Source organism: Streptomyces sp. NPDC041205 (genome assembly GCF_055591765.1).
In genome coordinates, this window is sequence record NZ_JBVIZH010000002.1 from 1,108,310 (window position 1) to 1,128,036 (window position 19,727).

22 protein-coding genes are annotated in these 19,727 nt (G+C 72.6%); 14 read left to right on the forward strand and 8 right to left on the reverse strand.

Features of this window, described 5'->3' with window-relative positions; genetic code table 11:
- The gene (locus ACZ6BG_RS11890; RefSeq protein ID WP_468999746.1) at positions 1-396 is read right to left on the reverse strand and encodes a RidA family protein; all 396 of its coding nucleotides are present in this window, start codon (positions 394-396) and stop codon (positions 1-3) included.
- A 192-nt stretch (positions 397-588) separates the two neighbouring features.
- On the opposite strand from ACZ6BG_RS11890, the gene ACZ6BG_RS11895 reads away from it, so the two are divergent.
- The 3 genes from ACZ6BG_RS11895 (at position 589) to ACZ6BG_RS11905 (ending at position 3,183) form a co-directional block, all read left to right on the forward strand.
- Positions 589-1,566 carry a helix-turn-helix transcriptional regulator gene (locus tag ACZ6BG_RS11895; protein ID WP_468999747.1) on the forward strand — a complete coding sequence of 326 codons (978 nt, stop codon included), beginning with the start codon at positions 589-591 and terminating at the stop codon, positions 1,564-1,566.
- 74 nt (positions 1,567-1,640) lie between these two features.
- Complete coding sequence (locus ACZ6BG_RS11900) at positions 1,641-2,516, forward strand: hypothetical protein (RefSeq protein WP_468450929.1); 876 nt, start codon at positions 1,641-1,643, stop codon at positions 2,514-2,516.
- A 133-nt stretch (positions 2,517-2,649) separates the two neighbouring features.
- Positions 2,650-3,183 carry a GNAT family N-acetyltransferase gene (locus ACZ6BG_RS11905; RefSeq protein WP_468999748.1) on the forward strand — a complete coding sequence of 178 codons (534 nt, stop codon included), beginning with the start codon at positions 2,650-2,652 and terminating at the stop codon, positions 3,181-3,183.
- 11 nt (positions 3,184-3,194) lie between these two features.
- Here the strand turns inward: ACZ6BG_RS11905 and ACZ6BG_RS11910 are convergent, their stop codons facing one another.
- Positions 3,195-3,635 carry an ATP-binding protein gene (locus ACZ6BG_RS11910; RefSeq protein ID WP_468450925.1) on the reverse strand — a complete coding sequence of 147 codons (441 nt, stop codon included), beginning with the start codon at positions 3,633-3,635 and terminating at the stop codon, positions 3,195-3,197.
- Positions 3,636-3,773: 138 nt separating this feature from the next.
- On the opposite strand from ACZ6BG_RS11910, the gene ACZ6BG_RS11915 reads away from it, so the two are divergent.
- The 6 genes from ACZ6BG_RS11915 (at position 3,774) to ACZ6BG_RS11940 (ending at position 7,958) form a co-directional block, all read left to right on the forward strand.
- On the forward strand, positions 3,774-4,610 hold the full coding sequence (locus tag ACZ6BG_RS11915) for a helix-turn-helix domain-containing protein (RefSeq protein WP_469000245.1): 837 nt from the start codon (positions 3,774-3,776) through the stop codon (positions 4,608-4,610).
- A complete protein-coding gene (locus tag ACZ6BG_RS11920; RefSeq protein WP_468999750.1) occupies positions 4,607-4,834 on the forward strand; it encodes a DUF397 domain-containing protein in 228 nt (75 codons plus the stop codon). Before ACZ6BG_RS11915 ends, ACZ6BG_RS11920 begins: the two co-directional genes overlap by 4 nt.
- 152 nt (positions 4,835-4,986) lie before the next feature.
- The gene (locus ACZ6BG_RS11925) at positions 4,987-5,847 is read left to right on the forward strand and encodes a hypothetical protein (protein WP_468999751.1); all 861 of its coding nucleotides are present in this window, start codon (positions 4,987-4,989) and stop codon (positions 5,845-5,847) included.
- 150 nt (positions 5,848-5,997) lie between these two features.
- On the forward strand, positions 5,998-6,423 hold the full coding sequence (locus ACZ6BG_RS11930; RefSeq protein ID WP_468450917.1) for a hypothetical protein: 426 nt from the start codon (positions 5,998-6,000) through the stop codon (positions 6,421-6,423).
- 167 nt (positions 6,424-6,590) lie between these two features.
- Positions 6,591-7,460, forward strand: coding sequence for a polysaccharide deacetylase family protein (locus tag ACZ6BG_RS11935; RefSeq protein WP_468999752.1), 870 nt, complete (start codon positions 6,591-6,593; stop codon positions 7,458-7,460).
- Positions 7,461-7,592: 132 nt separating this feature from the next.
- Complete coding sequence (locus tag ACZ6BG_RS11940; RefSeq protein ID WP_468999753.1) at positions 7,593-7,958, forward strand: hypothetical protein; 366 nt, start codon at positions 7,593-7,595, stop codon at positions 7,956-7,958.
- 16 nt (positions 7,959-7,974) lie between these two features.
- Here ACZ6BG_RS11940 and ACZ6BG_RS11945 read toward each other — a convergent pair whose 3' ends face one another.
- On the reverse strand, positions 7,975-8,907 hold the full coding sequence (locus tag ACZ6BG_RS11945) for a LysR family transcriptional regulator (protein WP_468999754.1): 933 nt from the start codon (positions 8,905-8,907) through the stop codon (positions 7,975-7,977).
- Between the two features lie 204 nt (positions 8,908-9,111).
- On the opposite strand from ACZ6BG_RS11945, the gene ACZ6BG_RS11950 reads away from it, so the two are divergent.
- Positions 9,112-10,422: an MFS transporter gene (locus tag ACZ6BG_RS11950; RefSeq protein ID WP_469000247.1), complete on the forward strand. Its 1,311-nt coding sequence runs from the start codon at positions 9,112-9,114 to the stop codon at positions 10,420-10,422.
- On the opposite strand, the gene ACZ6BG_RS11955 is transcribed toward ACZ6BG_RS11950, so the two are convergent.
- Positions 10,403-11,023, reverse strand: coding sequence for a hypothetical protein (locus ACZ6BG_RS11955; protein ID WP_468999755.1), 621 nt, complete (start codon positions 11,021-11,023; stop codon positions 10,403-10,405). The genes ACZ6BG_RS11950 and ACZ6BG_RS11955 overlap by 20 nt on opposite strands.
- A 164-nt stretch (positions 11,024-11,187) precedes the next feature.
- On the opposite strand from ACZ6BG_RS11955, the gene ACZ6BG_RS11960 reads away from it, so the two are divergent.
- Entirely contained in the window at positions 11,188-11,625 is a 438-nt protein-coding gene (locus ACZ6BG_RS11960; RefSeq protein WP_468999756.1) for a winged helix-turn-helix transcriptional regulator, read from the forward strand.
- A gap of 625 nt (positions 11,626-12,250) precedes the next feature.
- A complete protein-coding gene (locus ACZ6BG_RS11965; protein ID WP_468999757.1) occupies positions 12,251-13,429 on the forward strand; it encodes a hypothetical protein in 1,179 nt (392 codons plus the stop codon).
- 18 nt (positions 13,430-13,447) lie between these two features.
- On the opposite strand, the gene ACZ6BG_RS11970 is transcribed toward ACZ6BG_RS11965, so the two are convergent.
- Positions 13,448-14,638: a glutathionylspermidine synthase family protein gene (locus ACZ6BG_RS11970; RefSeq protein ID WP_468999758.1), complete on the reverse strand. Its 1,191-nt coding sequence runs from the start codon at positions 14,636-14,638 to the stop codon at positions 13,448-13,450.
- Between the two features lie 19 nt (positions 14,639-14,657).
- Positions 14,658-14,987 (reverse strand): hypothetical protein, encoded by a 330-nt coding sequence (locus ACZ6BG_RS11975; protein WP_468999759.1) that lies wholly within the window; start codon positions 14,985-14,987, stop codon positions 14,658-14,660.
- Positions 14,988-15,187: 200 nt separating this feature from the next.
- On the opposite strand from ACZ6BG_RS11975, the gene ACZ6BG_RS11980 reads away from it, so the two are divergent.
- Entirely contained in the window at positions 15,188-16,090 is a 903-nt protein-coding gene (locus tag ACZ6BG_RS11980; RefSeq protein ID WP_469000249.1) for a DMT family protein, read from the forward strand.
- A gap of 483 nt (positions 16,091-16,573) precedes the next feature.
- Here ACZ6BG_RS11980 and ACZ6BG_RS11985 read toward each other — a convergent pair whose 3' ends face one another.
- Positions 16,574-17,047, reverse strand: a complete 474-nt coding sequence (locus ACZ6BG_RS11985; protein WP_468999760.1) for an RrF2 family transcriptional regulator — start codon at positions 17,045-17,047, stop codon at positions 16,574-16,576.
- A 116-nt stretch (positions 17,048-17,163) separates the two neighbouring features.
- Between ACZ6BG_RS11985 and ACZ6BG_RS11990 the strand changes: the two genes are divergently transcribed.
- Positions 17,164-17,916 carry an SDR family oxidoreductase gene (locus ACZ6BG_RS11990; RefSeq protein WP_468999761.1) on the forward strand — a complete coding sequence of 251 codons (753 nt, stop codon included), beginning with the start codon at positions 17,164-17,166 and terminating at the stop codon, positions 17,914-17,916.
- Between the two features lie 282 nt (positions 17,917-18,198).
- Here ACZ6BG_RS11990 and pdxR read toward each other — a convergent pair whose 3' ends face one another.
- A complete protein-coding gene (gene pdxR / locus ACZ6BG_RS11995) occupies positions 18,199-19,716 on the reverse strand; it encodes a MocR-like pyridoxine biosynthesis transcription factor PdxR (RefSeq protein ID WP_468999762.1) in 1,518 nt (505 codons plus the stop codon).
- Positions 19,717-19,727: the final 11 nt, after the last annotated feature.

The following is a 19,727-nucleotide window of genomic DNA, read 5'->3' on the forward strand; positions in this document are numbered from 1 at the left end:
TCACGCGACGGCGGTCCCCTCCAGTTCGACGAGCAGCGTGGGGATCGCCAGTCGCGTCACGCCGAGCATCGTCGTGGTCGGCGCCACCCTGGCGGCGCCGAGGCGCGCCGCCAGTACGCCGTAGTACTGGAAGAGCAGGTCGACGTCGGTCGTGTAGACGTTGAGGCGGACGAGGTTCGCGAGGGTCATGTCGGCCTCGGCGAGCACGGCCTCCAAGTTGTCGAGGGTCAGCTCCAGTTGTGCCGCCATGTCGCCGTCGTGCTGGGGCTTGCCGTCGGCGCTCATCGCGGTCTGGCCCGAGATGTACAGGGTCCGGGTGTGTCCGGAGACGACCTCCCCTTGGTTGAATCCCATGTCCGCCGACCACGTCACCGGGTTGATCGCGGTTCGCTCCATCGCCTCATCAGCTCCATTGGTTGCGTTCGATGCGTTCGATTGACTGCGTTCGATACGTCGGTGCCTGACCGATTCGCTCGGTGCTCGACCTCGTGCTGATGAGCCTGCCAAGGCAATCACGACACCCTTGGTCACGTATTCCGTCGCGTGATCCGTCGCGTGATCCGTCGCGTGATCCGTTAGGGTCCCCGCATGCGCGCCGACCGGCTGGTTTCCCTGGTGCTGCTGCTGCGCCAGCGCGGTCGGCTCTCCGCCGCGACGCTGGCCCGCGAGCTGGAGGTGTCGACGCGCACCGTCCTGCGGGACATCGAGGCGCTGTCCGCAGCGGGCGTCCCCGTCTACGCGGAGCGCGGGCGGCACGGCGGCTTCGCCCTGCTTCCCGGGTTCCAGACGGAGCTGACGGGGCTGAATCACGACGAGGCGCTGGCCCTCCTGGTCGCCGGGTCCCGGCGGGGCGCGCAGGTCTTCGGCCTCGGCTCGGCCCTCGCCGCCGCCATGCTCAAGGTCGTCGACGCACTGCCCGAGAGCCATCGGGACACCGCCGCCGACGTCGCCGAGCGCCTGCTCGTCGACCCGGAGACCGACCTCCTCTCGCGCCGCGTGACCGCCGACGAGGTGCCCGACGCCGTCATGGCCGAGGTCCGCCGCGCGGTGCTCGCCGGGCACAAGCTGCGCATCCATTACGCGGCCACGGACCAGCCGCCCCGCTGGCGCACCGTCGACCCGATCGGCCTCGTCACCGTCCGCGACCAGGGCTACCTGCTGGCCACGAGGTCCGGCGAGGACCGCACCTACCGGCTGTCCCGCGTCCGCGCCGCCGAGGAGCTTCCCGAGCCCGCCGAGCGTGCCGACCGCATCGACCTGGAGCGCGCCTGGCAGGAGCGCGGCACCCGGTTCCGTACCGGCGGCGACGACCAGGTCACCGTCCTCGTACGGATGGACCCGGCGCGCCGGGAGGACCTGGTCGGCACCGCGCTGGCCGTCCACGCCGAAGAGACCGACGCGGACGGGAAGTTGCGGCTCGAAGCCACCTTCCAGGACGCCCGGCACGCCGTATGGGCCCTGTGGCAGCTCGCCACCAGCGCGGAAGCGCTGGCCCCGGCGTGGCTGCGCACCTCCCTGCGCGAGCGCGCCGCCGCCGTGGCCACCCGCTATGAGGCGTCACCCTGAGCCCGGGCCGCCGCCTGGCCCAGCCATTTCACCCCAGAGGAGTGACTTTCCTGGATTTTTCGGGTGCATCGGGCATGCCTGCTGTGCAGAAGCACCGGCAATCGGAGGACGAAGTGAAGCGGATCAGGATTCCCGTGATGGCGGCGGTCGCCGCCCTGACCCTCGCGGCAGGAGCGACCGAGGCCACCGGCGCGGGGGCGAGCGGCGTGCCCGCACCCGCGCAGCCCAGGGCCGCGGCCCCCATGGACCACTCGGGGCACCAGAGCCCCGAGCTGGTCATCCCGGCAGGCGTGTCCACGACGGTCATCGCGTCGTGCCCGGCCGGCCGCCAGCCGAGCGGGGGCGGAGGCATCAGGTCCGGCAAGGGCCTCTTCATGTCCGGCTCGACGCCCCGCAACAACACGTGGGAGGTCAGGTTCACCAACAAGTCGGGCGCGGAGCGGCGAGGTTCGGCCTTCGTCGTCTGCACCCCCCAGTCCCACACGCGTGTGTCCGCCGCCAATCCCCTGACGGTGCCCGCCCACTCGCAGAGCGGCATCAGCAACGTCCGCTGCCCCGAGGGCCAGTCACCCACCGGCGGCGGGTGGGAGGCGTCGAGCCTCCAGGTCATCGGCATGCGGTTCTCCGTCTCGGGCGGGAACTACAACGCCGTGCTGTTCAACGACACGGACATGACGCAGAGCTTCAACGCGGTCGCCCTGTGCTCGACGGCCTTCCATGAGACCCGGATCGGCCAGCAGATCACCGTCCAGCCCGGCGCCGAGGGCGTCGCGACCGCCCGGTGCGGCCCCGGCCAAGTGACCAGCGGCGGCGGCTCCTTCCCCAGCGGCCAGGCCTTCATCGGCGACTCCCGCCCGCTCCCCGACGGCACCGGATGGCAGATCACCGCCGAGAACACGACGGGCACGCCCCAGAAGGTGACCGCGGAGGCGACCTGCACCTCGTCGTAGACGTCCCGCGTGCGCGATGCGGCTAAAACGAGCGTTCTATCGTGACGGGTGACTCCATGGAGGGGCGGGGGTTCGCAGGGCTCGCGGGTCACGGATTGACGCCGGGGCCCCTGCCTTCGGCAGGATGGCCCGTATGACCGAGATCCACACCCCCCGCCTCCTCCTCCGTCGCTGGCACGAGGACGACGTCCCGTTCATGGCGGAGATCAACGCCGACCCCCGGGTCGTGCGGTGGGTCGACGACGGCTCCGTCATCGACGCGGACACCACCGCCGAGGAGGTCGAGCGGTGGGAGGAGGAGTGGGACGAGGAGGGCTTCGGGCTCTTCGCCGTCGAACTCCTCGGCTCGGGCGAGCTCATCGGCTTCACGGGCCTGTCCCTGGCGGAGTTCTCCCCGGACGTCGTGCCCGACGTGGCGATCGGCTGGCGGCTCGGCTCCCAGTTCTGGGGCCAGGGCTACGCGTCCGAGGCCGCCCACGCGACGCTGGAGTTCGCACTCCAGGACCGCGGCCTCGACCGCGTCGTAGCCGTCCTCCGCACCGGCGACACGGCCTCGGAGAACGTGGCCCGCAAGCTCGGCATGGCACCGGAGCGCAAGACGGACCACCCCACGCTCGGCGTCCCGCTGACCGTTCACGCGATCGACCTCACCGAGTACCAGGCCTGACCCGACCAGGGTCAGTCCCGACAAGACACCTGGCCGTCGATCTCCGCCCACACCGTCTTCAACGGCTCCGGCCCGAGCTCCACGCCCCACCGGTCCGCCAGCGCCTCCACGATCACCAGCCCCCGCCCCGACTCGTCCTCGCCATCCGGCTCCCGCACGACGGGCAGCCGGTCCCCACGCGTGTCCGACACCTCGATCCGCAGCACGCCGCCTTCCGTCGCCGTCAGCTCGATCCGGAAGTCCCGTGCGGGTACGCGCCCGTACACCGCCGCGTTCGTCGCCAGCTCGGCGAGGATCTGGGCCGCCGCCTCGAACGGGAGTCCCCACGCTTGCAGTTGCTCCGTAGCGAGCAACCTTGCCCTGCGGGCCCCGCGCCACGTGGCGGGCAATTGAGCGCGGAAGCGGTGCACTGGCCGCGCGGAACGCACGGTTCGGGTGATTTCTGGGTTCACGTAACTCAGCGTGGCGGCTGACGCCTAGCCTGAACAGTGACGATTCCTGTACGTACGGTGGCTGTCCTGGGATGTCCCCACGCGTACCGAACGTACCCGTGACCCCACCGGGAGGTGGCCTTGGACGGCAACGAGGGCATGGACGAGGTCGGTTGGGAGGTCGGCTCCGACGACGAGTCCAGCGCGGTCGCCGAGCTCATCGGACGCCAGATCAAGTTCTGGCGCGAGGCCGCCGGGCTGCGCGCGGTGCAGTTCGGTGACCTGATGGGGTACGGGGAGAACCTGATCCACAAGGTCGAACGCGGGGCGCGGATCCCCAGGCCGGAGTTCCTGGACCGCGCCGACGAGGTCCTGAACGCGAGCGGCCACCTCAAGGGCCTGAAGCCCGACGCGGAGAAGGTCCGGTACCCGAAGAAGGTGCGGGACCTGGCGAAGCTTGAGGCGCAAGCGCTTGAGCTGTGCACGTACAACAACTCGGTGATCCATGGGCTGTTGCAGACGGAGGAGTACGCGGAGGCCGAGGTCCGGAACCGGCAACCCCCCTTTCCGGAGGAGGAAGTGGAGCGCCGCGTAGCCGGTCGCATGTCGCGGCAGGCCATCGTCGACAACACGTCAGGACTGCCTGTTTTCGGCTTCGTGCAGTGCGAGTCGACATTGCGCCGCGCCAACGGGGGCAGACTGGTGATGCGCAGGCAGCTCGAACACCTGTTGGAGGTAGGGCAGTTGCGGAACGTGACCATCCAGGTCCTACCGCTGGACCGCGAGGAGAACGCCGGGCTTGGCGGGCCGCTGTCCCTGTTCAAGCTCAGGAGCGGAACCACCATCGGGCACCTGGCCGTTCAGCTCATCAGCCGAGTGATCACCGACCCACGCGAGCTTCAGGTCCTCGACATGCGCTATGGCATGATCCGGGCGCAGGCTCTCGGCCCCCGGGAGTCACTGGAGTTCATCGAGAAATTGCGAGGAAAGGCATGACACCGGAGTGGGTCAAGAGCAGCTACAGCACCGCCGACGGCCCCGAGTGCGTCGAAGTGGCTTGGCGCAAGAGCAGCCACAGCACCGCCGACGAGCCTGAGTGCGTCGAGGTGGCCGCCACCCTCGAAGCCGTCCTCGTCCGCGACTCCAAGAACCCCGACGGCCCCCGCCTCACCCTCGCACCCTCCGCCTGGGCGGAGTTCATACGCCGCACCGCGAAGTGACGTTCCGTACACGCGACTTGATGTACCGTAACCACAACTAAACGGCCCCCGTGCTGGTTGCAGCCAGCGGCGAGGGCCTTCACTTCCAGTGCTTCGAAGGAGCACCGAAAATGCTTCGCCATGCTATCGCGCCTGCCCGTTTCTTCACTCAGGTGCCGAACGAGATCCTTCGCCATCCTCGGCTCAGCTCGGACGCAGTCCGGCTCCTGACCTGGCAGCTTTCCCTCCCCGACGGGGCGCACGAACCCCTCTCCGCCACCGCGCGCAGCGCAGGCATCGGGCGGACCGGATTCAACCGGGCCAAGGCGCAGTTGAAGGCCGAGGGCTACCTCCACGAATGGCGCGAGCAGCGCGAACGGGGCCGGTGGGCGACCTGCCAGCTCGTCTCGAACGTACCGCTGGACGCGGAGCAGGCGGCTGTCTTACGGGGCTCCGCTCCGAGTAGCCCGGATCGGGTGGTCGGCCAGCCGACGGGCCGGGCCGTCGGTCGTCATCCAGATGCAACACCCCTGGAGAACATCCCCCAACCTCCTCCGGCGAACGGGGAGTTGCCGCAGGCGGACCTGATCGTCCGGGGCCTGCCGGACCTGGACCCACGCCTGCGCGTGCCGCGCGGGATGCTGGCCCAGCTCACCGAGCTGGCGGGGCGGTGGCTGGCGCTGGGCCACAGCCCCGACGACGTACGGGACGAGATCCGGCGGGGCCTCCCCGGCAGGCACCAGGTGATCCACAAGCCGGGCGGCCTGGTCCGCTCCCTGCTCAGGGACCCCGCCCCGGCACGCCCGGCGCAGCCGCAGGTCGCCGCCCTGCGGGAGTGCGCGGGCCCGCACGGGCGGCCGACCCTGTTCCGGCCCGTGGCCGGGGAGGACCGGTGCGGGGAGTGCCGCAGGGACCGGGCGGATGCGGGCCGGACGGGCGCGGGCGCCGGGTGGGCCGGGGCGGGCGCGGCGGCCCGGGGTGCGCCCACGGTGCGGGCGGCACTGCGCGCGGGACGCTCGGCGGTCACTCCGTGACGTAATGCCCCCAGCTCACCCAATCAGGGTGTTTGTCGGGCAAAGCCGCAAGTGCGGCCTGTGCGCGGCCGATTCTCATCTCTGGGTGCGGGCCGTCCTGCCTGCGCCCACGGGTCCGAATCAGCACGCACACCCCTGGGGAAAGAGACCATGAAGTCGTCCACGTACCTTGCCGTCCCGCTGGCCGCCGGGCTTGCCCTCGCCGCGTTCGCCGTCACCGCCGTCCCGGCCACCGCCCAGGCCGAGGCACGGGCGGCGGCCCGGAAGGCCGTCCTGACGAACCTGGACAACGGCCGGACCGTGACCGTGGCCACCGGGGACACCGTCGAGGTCAAGCTCACCGCGTACCGCGAGGGCCACGTCACCTGGAAGTGGGCCGAGCCCGACACCGACACCCCCGCCGTGCTCCGCAAGACCGCGGGCAGCACCCTGCCGAACGGCGACGCCCGCGCCGACCTGAGCGCGGACGCCGTCGGTACCGCCACGCTCAACGCGGGGCGCAGCTGCGTCCCCGACCCCGGCTACGCCTGCCCCGCCGTCATCCTGCCGTGGAAGGTCACCGTAGAAGTGAAGTGAGGGGGCGCACGCTCGTGGGGAAGAGGTCGGCGGGGACCGTTTGACCCTCACACCAGTGTGAACGTTTCAGGATGTCTGCCGTGTGCGGGACACCCCTCCCGCCCACGGCAGACCGCTGACAGCAGACCGCTGCCGGCGCCCGCAGCGAGCGTTCCGAGGTGAGTGTGATGGACAACCAGCTCTACGACTACAGCCCCATAGTCGAGCGCGAGCCGATCCAGTGGCCGGGCGGCGCGAAGGTCGCCTTCTACGTCGGGCTCAACATCGAGCACTACGAGGTCGACAAGCCGTCGACATCGACGTTCCCCGGCACCGCGCACCTCACCCCGGACCCGCTGAACTACGGCTGGCGGGACTACGGGCCGCGCGTGGGCTTCTGGCGCACCCTGGAGACCCTCGACCGGCACCGGGTCCGGGCCAGCGTGCTGCTCAACTCCGATGTGGGCGACCGCTATCCGCAGATCGTCCAGGCGGGCCGCGACCGCGACTGGGCGTGGCTCGCGCACGGCAAGAACAACTCGATCTTCCAGGCCGACATGACGGAGGACGAGGAGCGGAAGTACCTGACGGACGTCGTCGAGACGATCGAGCGGACGACGGGGACCCGGCCGCGCGGCTGGATGGGGCCCGCGCTCACGGAGACCTTCCGGACTCCTCAACTGATCAAGGAACTCGGGCTCGACTACGTCCTGGACTGGACGAACGACGACCAGCCCTTCGACCTGAACGTCCCCGGCATGTTCGGCGTCCCCTACTCCGTCGAACTCAACGACATCAACCTCTTCGTCGGCCACAGCATGACCGGCCCCGACTTCGTGCAGATCGTCAAGGACCAGCTCGACCAGTTGCACGCCGACGCGGAGGCGGCGGACAGCGGGCGGGTGATGGCCCTCGCCCTGCACCCCTTCGTCATCGGCCAGGCCTTCCGCGCCAAGTATCTGGACCAGGCCCTGGAGTACGTGGTGAACCACCCGGGGGTGTGGGTGACGACTTCGGACGAGATCGCCGAGCAGTACCGGGGCGGCAGCCGCGGCTAGGAGTGCAGCGCACGGGCGCGGCGTGAGGGGCGCTGTGTGGGGGCGCGCGCTGCGGTGAATCACTCCCACGGACAGGTGGGTACGGGCCGCGCCTTCTTGTCGGGCCCGCCCCCGTTCGGAACCGTTGCGTTCATGATGAAGCGAACCAAGAGGACGGCCGCCCTGGCCGTGGCGGGCGCCGCACTGCTGATGGCCCCGTTCACCACCGGGCACGCCGCCGCAGCCGCCCCCACCGCCCCGGCCACGGCCCCCGCCCAGGCCCCCTGCGAGATCGGCGGCCCCCACACCGACTTCAAGGGCACCAGCATCCACATGCGCAACAAACCCGGCGGCAGCCACGTCGGCTGGGCCAACCAGGGCGACTGCGCGTACTGGTACCAGGCCGACTCGGGACCGCGCGTCCAGTGCCCGGACGGCAGCCACACCGTCGCCTGGCAACTCGTCCAGAACAAGCGCACCGGCGTGGTCGGCTACGTCTCGGCGTGCTTCCTGGGCTGAGCCCCGGGCACCCGCCTCACCTCGCCCACGTCGGCCGCCACGTGTCCGTGCCGTCGTGGGCGAGCCCGGCCGCCGCGAGGTGGTCGCGGAGCACCGCGAGGCCGGGGTGCGGATTGGTGTCGTACCAGAGCAGCGAGTGCGGGTAGACCGGCGTCGGGTCGCGCAGCGGGATCAGGCGCAGGTCGTGCCCGGCGGGCCAGACCAGCGGCGTCCGCTCGCTGAGGAACGTCGCCAGCGTCGTCGACTCCGCGATCGTGTCCAGCAGGTACTCGACGCCGAAGTTCGGGCGGCCCAGCGTCTCGATCACACAGCCGAACGTCGCCGCGAGCGCGTCGTAGTACGCCGCCCACTCCGTGCCCGCCGCGTTGCCCGGCATCCAGATCCGGTGCCCCGCCAGCCGCTCCGGAGCGATGGCCTTCTCGGCGGCGAACTCGTGCCCGGGGCCCGTGAACAGGTGCATCGGCTCGTCCAGTACGGGCATGGCCTCGATGCCGTCCGGAAGCCGCCGCCCCGGCATGGTCACCGCCCGGAACGTCGCGTCGATCTCGCCCGACTGCAGCGCCGCCACGGCCGCGTCGACGCCGTACAACGTCACGATGTCCAAGTCGATCTCCGGGTGCGCCCGGTGGAAGTCCCGCACCAGACCCGCCGTCGCCACCCGGCGCCCCACCACGTCCACGCGCAGCGCCCGCTTCCCGGGCCGCACCGAGGCCGCCGCCCGCTCCTCGGCCAGCGCGAGCGCCCGCGCGTGCGGCAGGAACGCCTGCCCGTCGATCGTCAGCCGCGCACCCCGAGGCATCCGGTCGAACAACCGCACCCCCAGCTCCCTCTCCAGCGCGGCCACCCGCTTCGACACCGCCTGCTGCGTGATCCCGAGGTCGACGGCGGCCTCCTGGAACTGCCCCGACTCGGCGGCGGCGAGGAACGTGCGTACGGCGTTGAGATCCACGGCGACACCCTAAGGACACAACCAGGGGTTGTGCGGAGGGGGCGGGGGGTTGTTTGCCCCGGGGTGGGGGGCCTGGTTTTGATGCGGGTGGTGGAGGCGGTCGGGGCTGGGTCGGAGGCGGTCGAGGCTGCGGAGGCCGGGACAGCGGAGGCGGTCGGGGCGGCGGCGAAGGGGACGGTCGGGGTGGTCGAGGCGGGAGAGGTGGTGCGCGAGCGGGGCTCGCTGGGGCGCGGGTTCCGGTGGCTGTGGGCCGCGTACGCGATCAGCTCCTTCGGCACCCGGTTCGCCTTCGACTCGTTCGCGCTCATCGCGGTGCTCGTCCTGCACGCAGGGACGGGGCAGGTGGCGCTCCTCTCCGCCGCCGGGCTCGCGGTGGGCGCGGCGGTGGCGGTGCCGCTCGGGCCGTGGGTGGAGCACCGGCGCAAACGGCCCGTGATGATCGCGACGGACCTGACCCGCTGCGCGGCCCTCCTGACCGTGCCCGCCGCGTACGCCCTCGGCCACCTCACCTTCGCCCACCTGCTGGTGGTGGCGGTGGTCGTCTCGGCCTCCGACATCGCCTTCAGCGCGGCGGCCGGCGCCTGCCTGAAGGGGCTCGTACCGCCGGAGGGCCTGCTCACCGCCAACGGGCGCCTGGAGTCGACGTCCTGGACGGCGACCGCGCTCGGGCCGCCGCTCGGCGGAGCGGCGGTGGGGATGTTCGGGCCGGTGGTGACGGTGGCGGCGGACGCGGTGAGCTATCTGCTGTCGGCGGTGGGGATCAGGGCGATCGGCGGGGGTGAGACGCAGCCCGCGCCCACGACACCGCATACGGCCACGGACGGGCCCACGACCACCCAGGCGCCCGCGCAAGGGCCCGCCGCCACGGCGAGCGGGCCGCCCCGGGTCCGCGTCCGCGACCTCGCCGACGGCTGGCGGTTCATCCTCACCGACCCGGCCCTGCGGTCCCTGTTCCTCAACACGGTCCTGGTCAGCGGGCTGATCATGGCGGCAGCCCCGCCGCTCGCCGTCCTCATGCTCGGCCCGCTCGGCTTCGCCCCCTGGCAGTACGGCCTGGCGTTCGCGCTGCCGTGCCTCGGCGGCCTCGTCGGCTCGCGCCTCTCCCGGGTCGTCGTCGCGCGCTACGGCGAACAGCGGGTCCTGCGCACCGTCGGGACACTGCGGGCGTGCTGGCCCCTCGGCCTGGCCTTCGTCCACCCGGGCCCGACCGGGCTCGCCCTCGTCATGACCGTCGAGTTCGGCCTGATCACCTGCATGGGCCTGTTCAACCCGGTCCACGCCACGTACCGCCTGGAACGGACCCCACCCGACCGGATCGCCCGCACCCTGTCGGCGTGGTCCGTCACCAGCAAGGCGACGGTCGCGACCCTGACCGCCCTCTGGGGGCTGCTCGCCACGGTCGCGGGCCCGCGCACGGCCATCGCCGCCGCGGGCCTGCTCCTGCTCGCGACCCCGCCGCTGCTGCGCGGAGCCACCACACGGCCCGGTACTACCGCTACCGCACGGCCCACTTGAGCGGCTCCTTGTAGAAGCCCTGCGAGTACGTCACGTTCTTGACCTTCGCGGTCGCCGGGATCAGGTAGGGCTCGCACACCGTGCGCTCCTCGCCCTTCTTCCAGATGTCGTCGCTGCCCAGCTCCTTGGCGCCGTTGAGGAGGTTGCAGTCCTTGGGGGTGCTGGCGAGCGTGCCGATGAGGATGAACCGGGTCGCGGGCGCGCCCGCGTCCGTCTCGGCGCCGACGTCGCTCATCGGCTTGGCCTCCTTGATGGCGGGGCCGCCGACGTGCTTGGCCTTCACATAGATCCAGGCGATCTTCTTGTCCTTGTACTTCTTCGGGTCGTCCAGCTCCTTGAGGTCCTCGGGCTTGCCCAGCGCGACCTTCGTCGGCGTGATCGAGAACTTGCCGGTCTTCTTGTAGCTGGTGATCTCCTGCACCGGGCCCGCCTGCCCGAGCTTGAGGTTCTTCGGCGCCTCGTCGGCGGCCTTGGACGCGCCGGACTTCCCGTCCTTGTCCGAGTCGGACGGGCCGCACGCGGTCACGGCCAGAGCGGTGATCACACCCACCGCCGCCAGACCGAGAGACCGGTGGTTCCGCATACCGCGCAGAGTGCTCATGTGTTTCCCCGTGGTTCCACGCCGTGTCCGCCACGGCGCTCTGATCATTGCGACCGCCCATGGTGCCCTGCGCGCCCCGGCCCCGCCGCCCCGGCCCCCCTTCGACGTACGCTCGCGGTGACACCCAGGCACGTTCCGGCACGTTCCGGTGGGAGGAGAACCCCGTGAGCACCCGGCAGATCGAGGGCGGCGCCGACGCGGCGGAGGTGGCGCGCACCGACGCGCTGGCCCGCGAGGTCTTCATCGGCCTCGCCAACAAATGGGCCATCCTGATCGTCAGCTCCCTCGGCGAGCGCACCCTGCGCTTCACCGAACTGCGCTCCGCCGTCGACGGCATCAGCCACAAGATGCTCACCCAGACCCTGCGCGGCCTCGAACGCGACGGCGTGGTCCACCGCACCGTCCACCCCACCGTGCCGCCCCGCGTCGAGTACCGCCTGACCGAGGCGGGCACGGCGCTGCTCCGCGCCATCGACGCCATGTGCGACTGGACGCACCGGTACATGACGGAGATCGAGACGGCGAGGAGCCGGTTCGACGCGGAGCGCCCCGGTCCCGCCCCTTTCCCGAAACCGGGGGCCGCGCCCCCTGGGCCCCGCTGATCGGCGCTCCGCGCCTCGTCCTCAATCGCCGGACGGGCTGGATGTGTGCTGCTGTTGTATTTCAGCCCCTCCGGCGTTTGAGGAGCGGGGTCTGGGGCGGGGTCCCGGCTCGGGAAGGGGCGGGACCGGGGCGCACCGCGAGGAGTGAATTCGCGTCCCGCACCTGGGCAGCCCCCCACGACCGGTGCCATCCTTCGCTCACACACTGTGAGGACGTTCCGGTGTGAGGGGGAACGATGCGCGTACGCCAGGGGAACGTTGCCGCGGTCGGCACAGCCGTCTCCGCGGCCGTCATCGCCGTGGCCCTGGGGCTCGGCACCGCCGCGTGCGGTCGCTCCGACGGGCCCGGCGGGAAGGTGCCGGGGCGGCCGGGTGGGTCGTCGGAGCCCGGGGTCATGAGTTCGCTGGGGGTGGGGCCCAGCGGGTCGGCCGCCGGTCCCGAGGCGCCGCCGGGGGCGCAGGACAGCGGTGGGTCGCAGGGCGGTGATCCCGGGGTGCCGCCGGTGCAGCCGCCGCCGACGGACACGGGGCCGATCAATGCGCCCGGTCCGGGTGTCAGCGGGTCGACCCCAGCGCACCCGCCGGTGTGCGCCTCGTCCCCGGCGTCGGACGCGGACGGGACTCGGTGCCCGCGTACACCGGATCCGTCCGGGCCGGAGACGGCACCGCCCCCGCCCCCGTCCGGCACGCGTACGCCGGAGTCGACGGCCGGGGCGGGGGGCGCCGGTTCCGCGCCCGGGGAGAACTGAGCGGGGTGGGCGGGGAATCGCCGGGGGGCGGCGCGGGCGGCCCCGACGCCGCGCCGGACCAGGCCGGGGTGCCGCGTTCACCCCGCACGGGGCGGGCGCCCCGCACGGCGCGGGCACCCCGCGTGCCGCGGTCACCGCACGTGCCGCGCGCGCCCCGCGTACGACCGGCCGCCCGGCGAGGCCGCGCCCGCACCCCGGGTCCCGAGCCGGAACCCCCCACCGCCGTCGGCAGCCCCACGGAACTCATCAACTCCGTCGTCGGCGCGGCCTCATTCGTCAGCGCCCTGATGCTCTACGCGGGCTACATCTACACCAACGCCTACTACGGCTACTTCCACCTCGACAGCTTCGCCGTCGGCTTCGACACCTTCGAACTGGTCATCCGCAGCCTGAACCTCGCCGCCCTGCCCGCCCTGGAAGTCCTCGTCCTGGCCCTCCTGTTCCCGTACCTGCCCCGACTCCTCACCACCCTCCACGTCCCCGCGCACCACGTGCGCCGCCTGCGCACCGCCGGGCAGGCGGTGGCGCGGGCCCACGTCGGCATCGTCGCCGCCGGAGCCGCGCTGCTGCTCCTGTGGCGCTGGATCCAGCCGTACGCCTGGTCGGCACCGCTGCTCGTGGCGACGGGCCTGCTGCTCGGCCGGACCCGCGCCGCAACCCCGCCGGGCACCACGCCCCCACCGGCGTGGCGCCGCACCGCAGCGCTCCTGGCCGCGGGCCTCTTCCTGATCTGGGTGGTGGCCCTGCTGGCCGGGGACCGCGGCCGCCACGACGCGGCCCACGACGCCGGCCAACTCGTGCGCCGCGTCGCCGTGGTCGTCCTCAGCACCGACCGCCTCAGCTTCGCCCCGCCGGGCCCCGCCGTGGAGGACCTCGGCCGCGGCACCCACTACCGCTACCGCTACAGCGGCCTGCGCCTGCTCATCGAACGCGACCAGCGCTACTACCTGCTGCCGCTCGACTGGCACAAGAGCACCGACCCGACGTACGTCATCAAGGACGACGACGACATCCGCGTCGAACTGCGCCCCGGCACCCAGCCCAGGCGTCCCTGACCCGCCCCTCGCCGCGCGTCAGAGGATCACATGCGGCAGGAACCGGGCGTACTCGTCCGTCACCAGCCCCGCCGACTCCCGGATCCCGAGCCCCGCCGCCTCGTCCGCGACCACCCACGCCCCGAGCACCACACGGTTGCCGTCGAAGTCGGGCAGCGGCGCCAACTCCTGGTAGCAGCAAGCCTCTTGGGGCGCGTCGGCCGGGGCATCGGCACCGGGCCGCCGGACGGTCACGCCCGCGCCTTCCCGGCCCAGCAGGGGCTTCGTCACGTACCCCGTCGTCGTGGCGAGTTCACGCGGCCCGTCCAGATAGGCGGGGAGGAGGTTCGGATGCCCGGGATACAGCTCCCAGAGGACAGCGAGCAGCGCCTTGTTGGACAGCAGCATCTTCCAGGCGGGCTCGATCCACAGCGTCGTACCCGTACCACCACCGTTGTCGAGGGTCTCCAGGACGTACGGCGCGAAGCGGTCCGTCGTCAGCCACTCCCACGGATACAGCTTGAAGCAGGAGCGGATGAACCGCAGACGCTTGTCGACGAAGCGGCGCGAGAGCCGGTCCCAGCCGATGTCCTCCATGGCGATGGCGTCCGTCGCGAGGCCCGCCTGCTCGGCGGTCTCGCGCAGGTATGCGACCGTCATCAGGTCCTCACCCAGTTCGTCGCCCGCCGAGTGCGCGAAGTACAGCGGGCTGCCGGGCGGCAGCATGCGGGCCTGCGCCTTCCAGGCGTCGACGAGGCGTTCGTGCAGGGAGTTCCACTGGTCGGCGCCCGGGAAGCGCTCCTCCATCCAGAACCACTGCGGGCTCGCCGCCTCCACGAGGGAGGTCGGGGTGTCCGCGTTGTACTCCAGGAGCTTCGCGGCGCCCGTGCCGTCGTAGCGGAGGTCGAACCTGCCGTAGAGGGACGGGAGTTCGGCGCGGCGGTGCCAGGCCTCGGTGACCAGTGCCGCCAGGCGGGGATCGGTGATGCCGAGGTCGGCGAGGCGGTCCTTCTGGACCATGTGATCGGCCGCCGCGAGGCACATGGCGTGCAGTTCCTCCACGACCTCCTCCAGCGCCTCGACCTCGGGCAGGCTGAAGACGTAGTACGCGGACTCGTCCCAGTACGGGCGCAGTTCGCCGTCGGGGTGGCGGGTCAGCGGATAGATGAGGCCCTGCTCCTCGACCGTCTCCTGCCAGCCGGGGCGGGGCGTGATGGTGCGGCGTTCCACGGCGCGACCCCCGCGCCACTCAGCCGCCGCCGGAGCCGGAGCAGCCGAAGCCGTCCCGGTCGACGGCCTCGCTGCGGCTGAAGGTGCCGTCGTCGGCGTAACCGCGACGGACGTCGGCGTCGTAGTACCAGTCGGCGTCGCCGACACCGTAAGCGCTGCCGGCACTCGCCCCGCACAACCGATCGCTCACCACGCGATATCCGTTCACCACGTCGTAGCTGTCGCGATCGACGCACCGCTTGTCCGGCTCGGAGCCGCAGGACGTGAGGGCGGCGGCGAGGACGCCCATGGAGCCGAGGGCGACCGTGCTGGACCGCACGCGCCGCCGCTTGCCTATGCCATCCGCCATACCTGTTGCCACTCCCCCGTTGCGTATCCCATTGCGCATTCCGTCGCGCATCCCATGACGCATCCCGGCACACATCCCGTTGCGCATGCGAAACGTACCTGCGAAACGTACCGACGACGCAGGGTAGATGACCACGCGGCGCGCCCCGCCGACAGGGCGCGGGAGGCTCCCTGATCTACTGTCCTTTCGTGTCTCTTGGGATGATTTGCGCGCTCGGTTCAGCGGTCTGCTTCGGTACGGCGTCGGTGCTGCAGGCGGTCGCCGCGCGCGCGACCGCGCCCGGCACGGGCTCCGGAGTCGACCCGGCCCTCCTCCTGCGCGCGGTACGTCAATGGCGATACGTCGCCGGGCTCGCCCTGGACGGCCTCGGCTTCCTCCTCCAGATCGTCGCCCTCCGCTCCCTGCCCATCTACGCGGTCGGCGCCGCCCTGGCCGCCTCGCTCGCGGTGACGGCGGTCGTCGCGGCACGGCTGCTGGGGGTGCGGCTCAGCGGGACGGAGTGGGGCGCGGTGGGGGTGGTGTCCGCCGGGCTCGCGATGCTCGGCCTCGCCTCCGGCGCGGAGGGCGACGAGACCGGGCCGACGGCGCTGCGGTACGTGATGCTGGCGGTGGCCGTGGCCGTCCTGCTCCTCGGCGCCGCCGCCGGACGCCTCCCCGACCGGGGCCGGGCCCTGGCCCTCGGCCTCGGCGCGGGCTGCGGCTTCGGCGTCGTGGAGGTCACGGTCCGCCTCATCGACGACGTGTCGCCGGGCGCGCTCCTCACCAACCCGGCGGCCTACGCCCTCCTGGTCGGCGGCGCCGCCGCCTTCCTGCTCCTCACCTCCGCCCTCCAACGCGGCTCGGTCACGGCGGCCACCGCCGGGATGGTCATCGGCGAGACGATCGGCCCCGCCCTGGTGGGCGTCGTCTGGCTGGGCGACCGCACCCGCGAGGGGCTGGGGTGGCTGGCGATCCTCGGCTTCGCGGTGGCTGTGGCGGGGGCGCTGGCGCTGGCGCGGTTCGGGGAGGCGCCGGAGGGGGCGCCCGCCGGGGAGGCGCCGGAGGAGGTGCCCGCCGGGGAGGCGCCGGAGGAGGTGCCCGCCGGGGAGGCGCCTGCGGACTGAGCCACCGGGGAACCTCGCCCTCGTGCGGCGGCCACCCCGCGACGCCCGTCACGGACACCGGTCGGTGTCCGTGACGGGACGCGGAGGCGCTACTGCGGTTCGACCCCTACCACTTCAGGGGGGCCACTCGGAAAGGACCTCGGCAGGCCCGGCAGAGCGATGCTCTTGCTCAGCGCAGCTACAGAGATCGGCTTGCCGTCGGGGCCGACGTTGTCCGCCGGGTCGGGGAACCCGTGCACGCTCACCGAGGCCCCGTCGTCACGGTCGCTGCACCTCCGTGACCTGGCCGCGCTCGTCGTACTGGGTCTTCGTGACCTTGCTGAGCGCGTCCGTGGTGGTGCGCGGGCAGCCGGACGGCGCGAACAGGCGCGCGAGCGCGGGGCAACTGCCCTCAGAAGTCGGGCAGTTGGCCTCTCGTCACGACAAGGGCGGGGATCCCGGCCGCACCGGGCCCGCTCCCCCGCGCGCCCCCGGCGGCGAGGGTCAGGCCGCGCCCGTCAGGAGGCGGCGGGTGCGCTCCGGGGCCCAGGAGGGGATCTCGGACAGCAGGTCGGCGAGAGAGACGGCCGCCAGGCTGGCGCGCCAGGCGGCGTGCGCGTCGGCCATCTTCGCCGCGATGGGGCACGCCGCCCGGCAGTCCTCGGCGGGCAGCGCCCCCCGCCCCTGCTGCCGGATCTCCCGGCACTCGTACGGAGACGCCGCGCCGTCCACCGCCTCGACGATGTCGAGCAGCGTGACCTCGGCCGCCTGCCGCGCCAGGCGGAAGCCGCCCCGGGGGCCGGTCGTCGCGGCCAGGACCCCCGCCTTGACCAGGGGCTGGAGCTGCTTCGCCAGATACGCCTGCGGCACGTCGAAGTAGCCCGCGAGCTGCGCCGCCGACGCGGTCGCCCCCGGCTCCAACTGCGCCAGCGACGTGGCGCAGTGCAACACCCACTCGGTACTCACAGGCAGCTTCATGGCCCCGAGTCTATCTCGGACATCCCAGATCCAGGATATTGCGGATCGATTTAGTCCGAGATACTGTTCCCTCGCCGGCCACGACCGGGCACCACACCGACCAGGGGAGAACCGTCATGCGTATCGCCGTCGCCGGAGCCACCGGGAACATCGGTGCCCTCACCACCACCGCCCTGGAGAAGGCGGGCCACGAGGTCGTCCGCATCAGCCGCTCGCTCGGCGTGGACCTGCTCACCGGGGAAGGGCTCGACGCCGCCCTCGCGGGCGTGGAGGCCGTCGTCGACACCACCAACTGCACGGCCACCGACCCCGAGGAGACCGTCGCGTTCTTCGGCACCGTCACGCGCAACCTCCTCGCCGCCGAGAAGCAGGCGGGCGTCCGCCACCACGTGCTCCTCTCCATCGCCGGAATGTCCCGCGTCGAAGGAAACGCCCACTACGTCGGCAAGCGCGAGCAGGAACGCCTCGTCGCCGAGGGCCCGGTGCCGTGGACCATCGTCCCGGCCACCCAGTTCCACGACTTCGCCGAGATGGTCGCCGCCTGGACCGAACAGGACGGCGTCGCCACGATCGCCCCCCTCCTGGTCCAGCCGATCGCCCCCGCCGACGTGGCGGACGTCCTCGCGGAGATCGCCACGGGCACGAAGGCGCAGGGCCGGTACGTCGACGTCGCAGGCCCCGAGACCCAGGACCTCGTCGACATGGCCCGCCGCACCCACCGCGCCCGTGGCCGCGAGGTCAAGCTGGTGCCGACGTGGTCGGGGCCGTTCGGCACGTCGATGGCGGGCGAGGTGCTGCTGCCGGGCGAGGGGGCGCGGATCGCGCCGACGACGTTCGAGGAGTGGTTGGGGCAGCAGAGGGGGATCTAGCCGGGCGCGGGGGTCCAGCCCGCGGGGCGTGTGGGGCCGAGGCGGGGGTTGTCGGCCCGCCCGGGATGTGGGGCCGAGGCAGGGGTTGTCGGCCCGCCCGGGATGTGAGGCCGAGGCAGGGGTTGTCGGCCCGCCCGGGATGTGAGGCCGAGGCAGGGGTTGTCGGCCCGCCCGGGATGTGGGGCCGAGGCAGGGGAATTCAGCCCGCCCGGCGTTTGAGGGCGAGGCGCGGAGCGCCGATGAGGGGGGACAGGGGCGCAGCCCCAGCCGTGCCGGGGGCCGTCAGGGCAACGCCCGGCACAGGGCGTCGAGCGCCGCCGCCCACGCATGGTCCGGCGGCGTCCCGTAACCCACGACCAGCGCGTCCTCCACAGGCGCCCCCGCCAGAGGATGCCGAAAACGCGACACCCCCTGAAGCGCGAGCCGCAACCAATGCGCCCCCCGGACCACACTCTGCTCCGAACCGGGCGGGAGCCGCACCACGGCGTGCAGCCCCGCCGCGATCCCCGTCACCCGGACATCCGGCGCCCGCTCGGCCAGCGCGGCGACCAGCTGGTCACGCCGACGCCGGTAGCGCAGCCGGGAAGCCCGGACATGACGGTCGTACGCCCCGGACGTCATGAACTCCGCCAGCGTCACCTGGTCCAGGGAACTGCTGGCCGCCCCCGCCGCGTACTTCAACTCGGCGACCTCCAGGGCAAGTTCGGCGGGCAGCACCATCCAGGCCAGACGAAGGCCAGGGGCCAGGGACTTGCTGGCCGTGCCGAGGTAGACCACGCGGTCGGGGTCGAGCCCCTGGAGCGCGCCGACCGGCTGGCGGTCGTAGCGGAACTCCCCGTCGTAGTCGTCCTCCAGGATCAGGCCGTCCGCGCGCCGCGCCCAGTCGACGGCCGCCGCCCGCCGGTCGGGATGCAGCGGCACGCCCATCGGGAACTGGTGGGCGGGGGTCATCAGAACGGCCCGGTGGTCCGCCAACCCGTCGGTACGGGTGCCGAGTTCGTCGAAGGCGAGTGGGACGGTGCGCAGGCCGCACCGGGTCAGCCGCTCCCAGTGCAGGTCGAGGCCGTACGACTCCACGGCGACGCTCCGCAGCCCGCGCGCGTGCAGCAGCTCACCGAGGAGCGTCAGGCCGTGCGTGAAGCCGGGCACGACGACGATCCGGTCCGGGTCGGCGCGCACGCCCCGGGCGCGCGCGAGGTAGGCGGCGAGGGCCGTGCGGAGTTCGATACGGCCGCGCGGGTCCTCGTAGCCCAGTACGTCGCCGGGGGCGGCCGCCAGCGCGCGGCGGGCCGCCTTCAGCCACTCCGCGCGCGGGAACGACGCCAGGTCCGGCGTGCCCGCCATCAGGTCGTACAGCGGGGCGCCGCCCGTCCTCGGCGGGCGCGCGGGCGCCGCCGGACGCGGCACCTCGCGCTCGGCGACCCGGGTGCCCGAACCCTGCCGCGCCGTCAGCCAGCCCTCGGCGACCAGGTCCGCGTACGCGTCGGCGACCGTGTTGCGGGCGACGCCCAGGTCCGCGGCGAGCGTCCGGGAGGAGGGAAGCCGGGTCCCGGGGGCGAGGCGGCCGCCCCTCACCGCCTCGCGCAGCGCGTCCGTCAGCCTCTTGCGGACGCCCGCGCGGGAGCCCGTACCGGAGGCCGCGCCCGCCGTGTCCAGGTGGAGGTCGACGCTCCAGCCGCCGGTGCCGGAGCCGCCCCCGGAAGCACCCCCGCAATCGCCGCCGGAATCCTTGTCGGAAACCTTGTCGGAATCCTTGTCGGAGCCGCCCCCGGCGGCCCGATTGGCCCAGGATTTATCCATGGGAATGGACC

Coding starts and splice junctions, on each gene's coding strand:
- ACZ6BG_RS11890 (WP_468999746.1), bottom strand. CDS start 396: ATGGAGCGAACCGCGATCAACCCGGTGACGTGGTCGGCGGACATGGGA.
- ACZ6BG_RS11895 (WP_468999747.1), top strand. CDS start 589: ATGCGCGCCGACCGGCTGGTTTCCCTGGTGCTGCTGCTGCGCCAGCGC.
- ACZ6BG_RS11900 (WP_468450929.1), top strand. CDS start 1,641: ATGCCTGCTGTGCAGAAGCACCGGCAATCGGAGGACGAAGTGAAGCGG.
- ACZ6BG_RS11905 (WP_468999748.1), top strand. CDS start 2,650: ATGACCGAGATCCACACCCCCCGCCTCCTCCTCCGTCGCTGGCACGAG.
- ACZ6BG_RS11915 (WP_469000245.1), top strand. CDS start 3,774: ATGGACGAGGTCGGTTGGGAGGTCGGCTCCGACGACGAGTCCAGCGCG.
- ACZ6BG_RS11920 (WP_468999750.1), top strand. CDS start 4,607: ATGACACCGGAGTGGGTCAAGAGCAGCTACAGCACCGCCGACGGCCCC.
- ACZ6BG_RS11930 (WP_468450917.1), top strand. CDS start 5,998: ATGAAGTCGTCCACGTACCTTGCCGTCCCGCTGGCCGCCGGGCTTGCC.
- ACZ6BG_RS11935 (WP_468999752.1), top strand. CDS start 6,591: ATGGACAACCAGCTCTACGACTACAGCCCCATAGTCGAGCGCGAGCCG.
- ACZ6BG_RS11940 (WP_468999753.1), top strand. CDS start 7,593: ATGATGAAGCGAACCAAGAGGACGGCCGCCCTGGCCGTGGCGGGCGCC.
- ACZ6BG_RS11955 (WP_468999755.1), bottom strand. CDS start 11,023: ATGAGCACTCTGCGCGGTATGCGGAACCACCGGTCTCTCGGTCTGGCG.
- ACZ6BG_RS11975 (WP_468999759.1), bottom strand. CDS start 14,987: ATGGCGGATGGCATAGGCAAGCGGCGGCGCGTGCGGTCCAGCACGGTC.
- ACZ6BG_RS11980 (WP_469000249.1), top strand. CDS start 15,188: ATGATTTGCGCGCTCGGTTCAGCGGTCTGCTTCGGTACGGCGTCGGTG.
- ACZ6BG_RS11985 (WP_468999760.1), bottom strand. CDS start 17,047: ATGAAGCTGCCTGTGAGTACCGAGTGGGTGTTGCACTGCGCCACGTCG.
- ACZ6BG_RS11990 (WP_468999761.1), top strand. CDS start 17,164: ATGCGTATCGCCGTCGCCGGAGCCACCGGGAACATCGGTGCCCTCACC.
- pdxR (WP_468999762.1), bottom strand. CDS start 19,716: ATGGATAAATCCTGGGCCAATCGGGCCGCCGGGGGCGGCTCCGACAAG.